6 protein-coding genes are annotated in these 11,176 nt (G+C 49.7%); 1 reads left to right on the top strand and 5 read right to left on the bottom strand.

The genetic code is table 11. The annotated features are described in order from the left end of the window. Positions 1-355: 355 nt before the first annotated feature. On the top strand, positions 356-2,197 hold the full coding sequence (locus VV869_RS07490) for an ABC transporter ATP-binding protein (protein WP_337734361.1): 1,842 nt from the start codon (positions 356-358) through the stop codon (positions 2,195-2,197). Positions 2,198-2,292: 95 nt separating this feature from the next. On the opposite strand, the gene VV869_RS07485 is transcribed toward VV869_RS07490, so the two are convergent. The 5 genes from VV869_RS07485 to VV869_RS07465 all read right to left on the bottom strand — a co-directional run bounded on the left by VV869_RS07485 (position 2,293) and on the right by VV869_RS07465 (position 10,975). Next, complete coding sequence (locus tag VV869_RS07485) at positions 2,293-2,889, bottom strand: hypothetical protein (protein ID WP_337734360.1); 597 nt, start codon at positions 2,887-2,889, stop codon at positions 2,293-2,295. Then, positions 2,889-3,941 (bottom strand): hypothetical protein, encoded by a 1,053-nt coding sequence (locus VV869_RS07480; protein ID WP_337734359.1) that lies wholly within the window; start codon positions 3,939-3,941, stop codon positions 2,889-2,891. Before VV869_RS07480 ends, VV869_RS07485 begins: the two co-directional genes overlap by 1 nt. Positions 3,942-3,976: 35 nt before the next feature. Then, positions 3,977-4,954: an LPP20 family lipoprotein gene (locus VV869_RS07475; protein WP_337734358.1), complete on the bottom strand. Its 978-nt coding sequence runs from the start codon at positions 4,952-4,954 to the stop codon at positions 3,977-3,979. A 479-nt stretch (positions 4,955-5,433) separates the two neighbouring features. After that, positions 5,434-7,812 carry a cytochrome c peroxidase gene (locus tag VV869_RS07470; RefSeq protein ID WP_337734393.1) on the bottom strand — a complete coding sequence of 793 codons (2,379 nt, stop codon included), beginning with the start codon at positions 7,810-7,812 and terminating at the stop codon, positions 5,434-5,436. Between the two features lie 412 nt (positions 7,813-8,224). Continuing rightward, positions 8,225-10,975, bottom strand: a complete 2,751-nt coding sequence (locus VV869_RS07465; protein ID WP_337734357.1) for a bifunctional diguanylate cyclase/phosphodiesterase — start codon at positions 10,973-10,975, stop codon at positions 8,225-8,227. Between the last annotated feature and the right edge of the window lie 201 nt (positions 10,976-11,176).

The following is an 11,176-nucleotide window of genomic DNA, read 5'->3' as shown; positions in this document are numbered from 1 at the left end:
GCGTGTCGCAACATCCGTTTGTACACTTCTAACCAAAATAGAGCATCGTTATGCTAATGATCACCCGTGATGTCGCGTCGACATTTTTGAGTAACATAAACGGTTTGCATTCAGGTGCGCTGCATAAGTTAATATCATGGGCAATACGGTGCGTGTTGAGGTGACATGTTTCGCAAAATAGGCTGCTGAAATGGAGATGAGGCTGATATCACTCAGGCAGAATTTTGCTTTCGGATATGCTATTGCCCCTACAAAACCAATACTTTGTTATCAATGGGCATCAAGCTAAAGTATGTCGACTGTCTCTCTGTCCAGCGTCACACGCTGTACTGCCCAAACATAGGTTCATGAATATATGTTTAAGTTTTTTGAAAATTTAACGGCGGCTTTTCCATCTCAGGAACCCGAACAGCCGCCGGGAAATTTATTTGCGTTTTGCCGGTTCTATACCCGCGGATTTGAATTGCCTTTAGTGGCGATGTCTGTGCTGAGTGCGTTGGTGGCAATCGTCGAAGTGATTTTACTGGGCTTCATGGGACAACTGGTCGATATGCTGGCAAACCACACGCCCGACACCTTGTGGGCGGAAGAAGGCAATACCCTGCTGCTGATGGGAGGATTGGTGATTGTGGTGATCCCGGCGCTGGCTTTCCTGCACTCAATGATCATGCACCAGTCTTTGTTGGGGAACTACCCGATGTCGATTCGCTGGCTGGCTCACCGGTATTTGCTGCGCCAGAGCGTGTCCTTCTATCAGGATGACTTTGCCGGTCGTATTGCGACTAAAGTTATGCAAACTTCGTTGGCGGTGCGTGAAACCGTGATGAAGCTGGTTGATGTTCTGGTTTATATCAGTGTCTATTTTACAGCCATGATCATTATGATGGGGAACTCGGATTTCTACCTGATGTTGCCGATCCTGGCCTGGCTGGCATGCTACATCGCGATTCAGTGCTACTTTGTGCCACGGATGAAGAAAGTCGCGACGGAGCAGGCGGATGCCCGCTCGATGATGACGGGGCGGATTGTTGACAGCTACACCAATATCGCGACCGTGAAGCTTTTCTCTCATACCAACCGGGAAACCGAGTATGCCGAGAAGGGGATGCAGGGGTTTCTCAACACCGTGTATAACCAGATGCGTCTGGCGACTTGTTTTGTGCTAAGTGTTGATGCCATCAACTACCTGTTGCTGTTCACCGTGGCTGCGTTGTCGATTGGCTTGTGGATGAATGCTGCCGTCACCGTCGGCGTGATTGCGGTGGCGATCAGTATTGCGCTGCGAATTCAGGGAATGTCGAAGTGGATCATGTGGGAGATCGGGGCGTTGTTTGAGAATATTGGCACCGTGATTGATGGCATGAAGACGCTGTCGAAGCCGGTGTCGATCCAGGATGTGCCGAATGCGCCGCAACTGAGCGTGGCGCAGGGCAGCATCGATTTTGATCAGGTCAGCTTCCACTATGGTGAAAAAGAAGGGGTGATTGAAAAGCTGAACCTGTCGATCAAGCCGGGGGAAAAAGTCGGTCTGGTGGGCCGCTCCGGTGCCGGTAAATCGACCCTGGTGAACCTGCTGCTGCGCTTCCATGATGTGGAAGCCGGGGAAATCAAAATCGACGGCCAGAATATTTCGCTGGTGGATCAGGATTCGCTGCGCAGTAAGATCGGGATGGTCACCCAGGATACGTCGCTGCTGCATCGCTCGATTCGTGAGAATATTCTCTACGGCCGTCCGGATGCAACAGAAGAAGAACTGATGCAGGCGACGCGTCAGGCCCATGCCCATGAGTTTATTGAGCATTTGTCGGATCCGCACGGCAACACGGGTTATGACGCCCTGGTCGGGGAGCGCGGGGTGAAACTCTCCGGCGGTCAGCGTCAGCGGATTGCTATTGCCCGGGTGTTGCTCAAAGATGCACCGATCCTGGTGATGGACGAGGCGACCTCGGCGCTGGACTCCGAAGTAGAATCCGCAATTCAGGAAAGCCTGTATCAGTTGATGGAAGGGAAAACCGTGATTGCCATTGCGCACCGACTGTCAACCATTGCCCAGATGGATCGCCTGGTCGTACTGGATCAAGGGAAGATTGTTGAAGAGGGTTCGCATCAGGAGCTGCTGAAGCAAAACGGCATTTATGCCCAGCTGTGGGCACATCAAACCGGCGGTTTTATCGGCGAAAGTCTGGCGCAGGCTTAATCGCGACAAAGCTAATTTGCGACAAAGCTAGTTAGCGCAATGCCAGAATGAGAAAAAGGCTGCAACTGGTGCAGCCTTCGTTTTTCCTGCTGGGTTTACAGCTGAGAGCCTAAAGAATCGAGCACGCTGTCCAGCGCTTGCTCGGCTTTTTCAGAGTTGAATTTCTTCCACAAGACCGGATCTTTCCCTTTGGCATGATTCACGATCTGCTGCAGGTTCTGATCATAGGTGGCTTTATCCATACCGACTAAGGTATACAGGCCACCGGCAGGACTGCGTTGAGACGCAAGGACACGGGCATTGGTCAATGTTTGAGACGTGACGTTTTTCGTGACTGACTCAAAGTACTCATTGACATTTTCAACAATTTTTTCATCCGTACTGGTAATTGCAGCACTGGATGCCTGTTTGAATAAAGTATTCACGTTGGATTCAAACTGCTGTGCCAAGCGGGATTTTGCATCGTTCATGGCAATATCACGCATGATAGATAATCCGGCCTTGCTGTTTTTCGCAAACCCAACCGCTCCAATTTCCAGGTCCTCTGGCATCACATCACAAACCCATCCTGGCGCTTCATGTTGTGGGGCATCCGGATAAGTACAGTTGATCTGACTTTTGACGTCCTGAACGGTTTGGGTGCTGTTACACCCAAATAAAGCCAGAGCTGCTATAAGTGGTAATAGACGCATTAAATTCCCCCATTAAGTGTTTCATTAGTCTGATGACACATTTTTGACAGAATGCCAACAGAGCCAAAGATTGAGTTATTACACAGATTTTCAAACGAGGCTTTGACGGTATCGCCACGTCGAACTTTCGGAGCCATTTCTTCATCAATAACAACCCAGGAATAATTAGGCTTAATACCATGCTCGGCATTATTGACAACGGTGCCCTCACCATATCCGTGTGTCTCAATCTCAAAGCCATCACCGTCTACTTTGGCGACTTTTTCACGTGTGACAAATTTCATTTCCCAATCTGGTGTGACCCCGTTGTCACTTCCCATATCGACTTTGACCATTGTGCCCACCTCGCACTGGCGCATTTCGACAACAGAGCCAGAAGGCGCCAGAATGTTCTTCAATTTGTCATTTCTCAAGATGGCATTTTTCGCGGCTTCTGTCACTAACCCTTGATATTGCTCTTTGCTGAATGGACAGCTGGAGTTACGCGTTTCAGTGCTTTGATATTCACTGCCGACAAATTGGATATTTTCAACGGTTTTCATGTCCGGCAGAGTAACAATTCGTGTGTTCGCTTTTACTTCAGCTTCAAAGCGGCATGCCGGTGGGACATATTTAAGGTTTCCGTCAAGATCGATAGTCGTACTGGCTTCACTAAAGTGTTTACTGAAATTGGCATAATTGATATCGGTGATTACTGCGTAGTCAGCCACAGGAATCCCTTTGGTGTTATACCGGCCGCTTTGTTCTGCCAAGATGATTTCGTCTTTAAGTTTCAGCGCCGTTTTTCGATCGACAATCTGTCGACCAGCTTCGTCGATTTGATCTTCAATGGAAGAGGTAATGGCTTTTTGGATACGCGCTTTGGCGTGATCGTCAAATTCGATATTGGCAGGAATGACCAGCACTTTTGCATTAGCGGAACCGACTGCAGGCACTTCCGCTTGTGCCAGATCCACACGAGTCGAAGCCGGGCAAACTTCAGCGACCGAAGTCAGCTGACATCCTGAAAGTGTTGCCATCATTATTGCTGAATAAATGACTGTTTTACGCATGCTATTTCCTTGTCATATATGAGTTTAAATAACGATTAAAGGCCAATAGACGGCCACAAACCTTGTGTTTTTAATTGTTCTGAAAAATGGCGTGCAGCCCCTTCTTTTGACAGATCGTAACCCGACATAGAATTGGCTGATGCAATAATTTCATTACTCTTGAGCGTATGGTTGTTTTTATTTTTAAGTTTGAGTTGGACCAGAACGGTTGAAATATAATTCGATGAGAGTTTTTTATTCCGCCAGTTCGTGTCGACTTCAACGGTATGGCTGGCTTTGGTTGCCTTGTCCGTATTTTTTAGTCCGGCCTGCGCCAAATAGGCGGTGATGAATTGCTTCAGCCAGGGCTCATGACTCGTTGTGGCTACCTGAATGTTGATACTGCTTTTGGTTTTCGCAACCAGCTCATCAAGTTCTCGATAGGCACGGATATATTTTTGCTCAGGTGTTCCTTGCGTTAATGCACTGAGAACTGAAACCTTTACCAGAATCTCATGTTTGTAGGCTGAAGTATCGGCGTTGTTTAACCACCAGAGTAAGGGGTCGGTATGGGAAAGGCTGACTATGGACGTTTGGATGTCATCATAAAGTGTATCCAGTTCTTGTTTGAGTTCCGTGATTAGCTGTGCTTTGGCAATGGACGCCTCGACGTAATAAACATCATTAACCATGGCACTTTGGGTCAATTGAACGCCGTTAAAGGTCAGATTTGCGGTTTTGGTGAAAATGGCTGTATCACTTAAGGACTGCGAATGATGGGTACCATTGATTTCATTAGATATATTTCGAAACTGGCTGGTAGACTCAACTTGGGTCCAGAGTTGTGAGCTTAAATGGCTGATCGCTTGTTTTTGCGCGACTTTTTGGTTTATCCCATAGCCGACACCATAGAGATGGCCATTATCTTCTTGCCTGGGTTGACTGGCCCAGCTTGGTGGCTTTGAGGACTGGCAGCCATAAAGCAGCAGGATCAAAGGAAGCAGGCAGAGCAGATATTTTAGTTTCTTTATCATTTTCACCTCGACAGCCACATGGTGTGACATTCGTTACAAAATAAGTGGAGGTCTTGCTCATCATGTGGTCCGTTCACTGAATAAGCATCACGGAGCATCGTTCTGATTATTTTTTTGCAAATAGGGAATATATGCAAATGATTGTTTATTGAATTTAATGCCTATGTATTGATTTTTATGCTGTAACGTCATAGCGAGTTGCAAAAAAATGCCATATTGGTGACTTGTCGGGCAAGGTTGAGTGGGAAGTAGCGCAAGTGGGAGAGTTCCCTGAGGTGCAATCGCTCGGATGGCAGCATGTTCAATACTGATGATTTGTTTTTGGGGCTCAGGCGATGTTGCCTGGTGAGGTTGAACATATTGGCGGTGTCAGCCAAACCGATAGTGAGGCGTAGGCACTTCAGGAAGATGGGGAGGGTGGGGTGAAGTAGTTGACCAGGTGAATAATTCACCTGGCCAACAACGGGAATGACAGCAGATTAGTGACTCCCAGACTGGATCCCCATTTCTTCTGGTGTTGCACTATCGGTTCGAATCTCGCTCGAGATTGCCGACATGAAGGCATTGAGAGCCTGAAGCTCTTCATTTGTCATCGCCAATCGTTCAATCAGCGGGGAAACCACCGGGAAGTTCTTGTCATACTTGGCTGCATACTGCGGGAAGTTGCCGCTTCGGTTTCGAGTCATCCCGTTGTTGTACATGGCCAGCAGGCCTGTCACTCTGCCGTTGGAAGCATTGATGTTGGCTAGCTTGAATAAACCTAAGTGCGTTGTCGGATCGGTGGCTTTGATATCTCGCAACATCTGAACCCGGAATTTGCCCATATCTTCAGGTTGGTAGGTAACATTGTATCGCCCGCGATCTTCCAGACTTCGGCCGTAATAAGCCAGACCAATATTTTCGAACTGCTGATTGGTCATCATCGGGCCGCTGTGACAGTTCATGCAACGGGCTTTGGTGCGGTATAGATGTAGCCCGTGCAATTGCTGGTCGGAGAGCGCGTCTTGATCCCCTTTGAGGAACCGATCAAAGTCACTTTCTTTACTGATGATTGTGCGCTCGAATGTCGCGATCGCTTTGGCGATCCGCTCCAACGTAATGGTCTCGTCGCCGAAAGCGGTCTCGAACTGGGCCGGGTATTCAGCGATCTGATCCAGCTTGAGCAAGAGTTCGTCATGCGGTAAGCCCATTTCGATTGGATTCGCAATCGGGTGGAGTGATTGCTCTTCCAAAGAGGCTGAACGCCCGTCGAGGAACAGGGTGTCATAGTAGGCTGTATTTAGGATCGTAGGCGTATTTCGTGTGCCGATTTGGCCGTTGATCCCTACTGCTTTGTCCAGTCCGTCGGCCCAGCCTTTGGCCGGATCATGACAGCTGGCACAGGAGACTGTGTTGTCCTTTGAAAGCCGGGTATCGAAAAAGAGTGCTTTACCTAACCTTACTTTGGCTTCTGAATAAGGGTTATCGGCCGGAAACGGGACAGCCGGGCGCAAGCCGAGTTCTTGCCAAGCCACGCCCTCACTGATGTTTGGCGACGGCCATTGGGAGGCGTCTTGTGAATAGGCTGCTCGGAGTGCTGCCAGATCGACCTGTGTGTCGACCGGGGCAATATTGAACCAGACATCGTAAGGGACAAAGCTGTGAAGCAATGCCTGAGCGCTGGCATCGCCTGCGGGATGAGTTACCACGGCATTTCCGTTTGTGAAACTCACCAGAACCAGCGTGTCGGCGCCATCGGTTGCCCAATATTGTGTGGTTTGCGCCAGTGCGGGGAAAGTGTTCGGGAAGTTCAGCTCACCTTGATCAAACAAGCCGGAAAGCTCGGTGACGGTAGGTAGACGCCACGTTGCTGTGTTACATGTTTTATCGTGATTCGCCGCCAAAATCAGGTCGGTCAGCGTCTCTTGCCCGGTTGCCTGGTTGTCAGGTGTCTGCCACAGTCGGGTGCCGTAATTTCGGATAGAGACTTTGCGGATGTCGTCCACGCAAGCCCAGGGCGCTTCCTGATAGGTGAGTGATTGATCTTGAAGCGGCCAACCGGTTTGATCCAGACGCAAAAAATCTTCCGCTTCTTCATTCAGCGGTGTGGTTTGGTTGAACAGCGAAGCTTTGGCTGCCTGAACCAGGCTGGCGTTGGTCGCAAAGAAAGCGCGTTTTGCGGCTTCATCTTTGAGGAAGTCAACCATCAGCGCATAGGTGGTTTCATAGTAGAGTTTTGCTGGCGACTGACGTGCCACTTCCGCTGCAACCATTAAGTCCCGCATTCGCTCCTGATGTTCGCCCTCGGTGTTGGCGATGTGATGGTGCTCGATTTCATCGTCAGAAAGCATGCCATTAAAATCACGATCGGCGAGGGCAAATGTTGCCGTTGTCTGGAGTGAGATCTCGGCGATTGCAGCGGCATTTATTTCCGCCGTTGCCGACCCTGAAGCCTGTTGAGACGCAGCTTTCATTGCGGCAACTTTTGCCAGTGTTTCAACATTTTGACTCAGATACTTAAACGTATCCAAATTGAGTGCGACGCTGACTTGCAATGGTGCTGCGAGTGTCGTGCCCACCGGAATGCTCACCTGAATCATGCGGTCGTTATCGACTGTCCCCGTGATGGTCAGATCGCTGTTGGGCTGCCGAAGGGTAAATGTGCTGCCGGCGGCTTCGTTATGATCAACGCGGGCGGTAAAGGTGAATGTACGATCCGTGACTGAGGGAAGCTCGGGTGGGGTGATTTGAACCTCCGCCTGGGGTTGCGGCGTGGATGTATTCTCATGCTGGCAGCCTCCTAAGAGGGATAAGGTGCCGATGAGCACGGCAGTAGAGATGGCGCGACGCGTGAAGTAACTATTGCTGACTATATTCATATGCAAATAGGAATAATTGTTGTTATCAGTATCAATTCGGTCGGGTAATATAATGTGATGGCACAATATTTACAACAGGCATATTGAGCTCTTGAGTTGGAAAGTTAAGGTCGTGTCTGGGGATTGACGGTCTGCGGGGAATTGGATTTGTCTATGCGCACTATGCGGCATACCGAATATGCCAGGCTGGTAAACCCGTGGCTATGGCTAGACGAGGGTTCCAGTTGCAAAGGACATGGCGTATGCCGATAGCGTTACGCCATGCGTGGTTAGTCAGGTGAGCGTGATAGCTCTTTATTACACGTGATATCCCTTTGTTACACGTGATAGCTCCTTGCTACACGTGGTGACGCTATGTCTGGCGTGAGAACCCTATATTAAACGTGATGGCTCTATGTCATACATAATGGCCCTAGGGCGTCGGCTCCGATGCCGGCAGTACTGCATCAGCGTTAAGCTGAAGCAGGCGGACGATTTCCGTCTTCGGCATGGGGCGATAGAAATAGAAGCCCTGGATTTCGTTAATCTGCCATGTGTTCAGTTGGTCAAGTTGTGCTTTGGTTTCAACGCCTTCTGCTACGGTTGTCAATCCGAGTTCATTGGCCATCCGGGCGATATTGCGGATCAGGGTACTCGCTTTGTCGTTGTGCGTGAGCTGGTTGATGTATGAACGATCCAGCTTCACAATATCAAGCGGGTAGTTGCACAAGGTCGTAAACGACGAATAGCCGGTGCCGAAGTCATCCAGAGCGAGCTGAACCCCCAGCGCTTTGATCGATTGCATCCGTTCGGTCATTTCAGCTTCCGCATCAATCAACATGCTTTCCGTTAACTCAATCACCAACTGGTGATCGCTGAGTTCATACTGAGCGATCAGGGTTCTCAGTTTGGTCGTAAGCTCGGCATGGTAGAAATGCGGCGCGGCTAGATTCACGTGCATGCTGAGTGGTTTTTGTCCCTGAGCGCCTGCCTGCTGAGTGAGCTCATGACAGAACTGGCAAGCTTGCTCCAGGATCAGTTCGCCCAGCTCAATAATTAACTTGTGTTTTTCCGCCAGTGGAATGAACACGGCCGGAGAAACCGGACCAAGGTTTGGGTGATTCCAGCGGGCGAGTGCTTCAAAACCAATAATCTCGCCGGATTGTGCCGCAACAATCGGTTGATAGTGTGGTTGAATCTCTTTCTGCCGGATGGCGGTATTCAGGTCGCGGCTGATAATGAGTGCAATGCGTGCCTGCTCGGCAGCGTATTCATCAATCGTGCTGAGATGATGGTTACTCTGTTGTGAAGAGGCATGCGTCGCGTAATAGGCCGCTTGTAATAGGTGCTCAAGCGAGTAATGGGTCAGCTTTGGTTCAATAAATGCTGCTTTGAGCGATAGATGCAACTGATAGCCGTCTGTTTCGACCGGGCTTCTGAGTTGATCGATCAATCGGTTGGCTTTCTTCAGCTTTTTGTTCAGATCCGTGGTTGTTTCCAGGAGAATAACAAACTCCGATTCGCTCAGCCGGCCAATCGCAGCATTTTGAAACTGTTCGGTAAATAGCGCGGCAAGATATTGAATAGCGGCATCGAAAGCTGGGTAGCCATATACCGATGCGACCTGTTTAAGTCGCTCGATGCTGAAATACAGGATCGCAAACTGCTGCGGCGCCGCAGCGGATTTTTCTTCGATCAACCGCATCACCGTCGGGCGGTTCAGCAGGCCGGATTGGGCATCTTTACCCGCCAAATCTTCAATCAGTTTCGCTTGTTCCTTTTGGGTGCGCATATCCGTGATGGAAAGCATCAGTGCACTTCGGCCTTGCTGTTTAATCAGGCGTCCTTCAATGCCGCAAGGCACGTGTCTGCCGTCACCGGTCAGCAGAACTGCTTCAAATTGTTGCTGTTCCTGGTGTAATTGGTGGCAGATGGTTTCCAGCTTGAGTGTACTGTGCTGATTATCCCAAATGGTTTCAAAGGCTTGCCCGGCAAGTTGCTCCTTGCAATAGGCCAGCATGGATAAGGTGGCTGAGTTTACATCCTGGATTTGACCGTCGACCACGAGCATCATGCCCAATGATGAATTCTGGTAAAGGGCCTCGAACTTTTGCATGGCATCCTGGAGTTGATCCTGGGCCAGAGATGAAGAGCGCGCCGCTTCACGCACGAGGGCTGTGATCCGTTCAAATTCATCTTTTTTTCGTACGCTGTCTTTTTCGAGTTGCCACTCTGAGAACAGGGTCTCAATGTTTTGTTCGAAATCGGTAAATCGTGCTGCAATGTTGTTGCGAAACAGGTAATAGGTCACCAGCGCGACCAAGCTGGCCGCGCATAATATTGCAAGGGCAAGGTAGTAAAACAGGGTATTGCCCTGTTGATAAAACTGTCTCGCCTTTTTGGTGATCAGGGTTGCGACCGGGAAACCGTCAATATCATGCAATAGCTTGTATTGCGTAATAAAGTCGGAATCTTTCTTGATCAAGATCCCTTCCGGCATAGAAGCAAGATATGCCTCTGCTTCCGGCTGGATATGATTGTCGGCAGACAGAATGGCCCGATAGTCATTCGGAAAACGCCGGGACAGGTGTTGTCCCCATAGCAGCCAGCCTGACATCTCTGAGGTTGCTTCACTGTTGCGGACGGGGGTTAGTGAAATGACCCAAATTTGTTGGCCGATGCGGATTAATCCTGTCTGGCTGGTTCGCTGGGCATCTGGCGTGTTGCGCATCTTCAGCAGGTGATCCTGGATGCAAGGGCTGGCGAGGATCTTCTGGCTGATTGTTTCTTGCTGTTGAGGCTGTTGGCGTGATTCAGAGCCGAGGATCTCTCCCTGCCGGGTGATAAATGTCATTAAATCCAGGCCCAACATGTCCAGCGTGTCGGCTCGCATGTTCCGCCGCCAGTAGCTATCGATATGGCCATCGATAAATAACAGATAGGTTTCATCCCAATAGGCCCAGTCATAAGCGTGCTGGGTTTGGGTCTCGATCATTTGGTCAATGATCGCACTTGCCTGGTGGCTGTCTTTTGCAATTCCCTGGTTTTCAAGTTCATCAAGGCTATACAGAAAAAATGCGCGGGTGACGAACAGGCAGCCTGCAATAATACCGAGGAGCCCGAAGCCAAACAGGAGCGCGGTCTTTTTACGTAATGAAAGAGTGTGAAATTGCTTTGCCGACATAGTGTTTTGAGAATTGTGAGCGAACCGGCGACAGTGTAGCTGTTTTTCAGAATAAAGAAGTGAAGTTCATCCAAGTTACGGTGTGACTGGTGAATTAGTGAGCAGTAATGATTCCATTTTGGGATGCGTTGGTGGTGGGGAGATGAACGCAGGCTGGGCTGGGCACTGCGGGACATGACTCCCGCAGGTTTGAGTTGACCC

This window comes from Photobacterium sp. MCCC 1A19761 (assembly GCF_037389125.1).
In the GTDB taxonomy this organism is placed as follows: Bacteria; Pseudomonadota; Gammaproteobacteria; order Enterobacterales; family Vibrionaceae; genus Photobacterium.
The sequence above is the reverse complement of the archived record's forward strand: the minus strand, read 5'-3'. Positions and strand labels throughout refer to the sequence as shown.

Bases quoted from the DNA above. Each gene is read 5' to 3' on its own strand.
- VV869_RS07490 (WP_337734361.1), top strand. From the start codon at position 356: ATGTTTAAGTTTTTTGAAAATTTAACGGCGGCTTTTCCATCTCAGGAA.
- VV869_RS07485 (WP_337734360.1), bottom strand. From the start codon at position 2,889: ATGCGTCTATTACCACTTATAGCAGCTCTGGCTTTATTTGGGTGTAAC.
- VV869_RS07480 (WP_337734359.1), bottom strand. From the start codon at position 3,941: ATGCGTAAAACAGTCATTTATTCAGCAATAATGATGGCAACACTTTCA.
- VV869_RS07475 (WP_337734358.1), bottom strand. From the start codon at position 4,954: ATGATAAAGAAACTAAAATATCTGCTCTGCCTGCTTCCTTTGATCCTG.
- VV869_RS07470 (WP_337734393.1), bottom strand. From the start codon at position 7,812: ATGAATATAGTCAGCAATAGTTACTTCACGCGTCGCGCCATCTCTACT.
- VV869_RS07465 (WP_337734357.1), bottom strand. From the start codon at position 10,975: ATGTCGGCAAAGCAATTTCACACTCTTTCATTACGTAAAAAGACCGCG.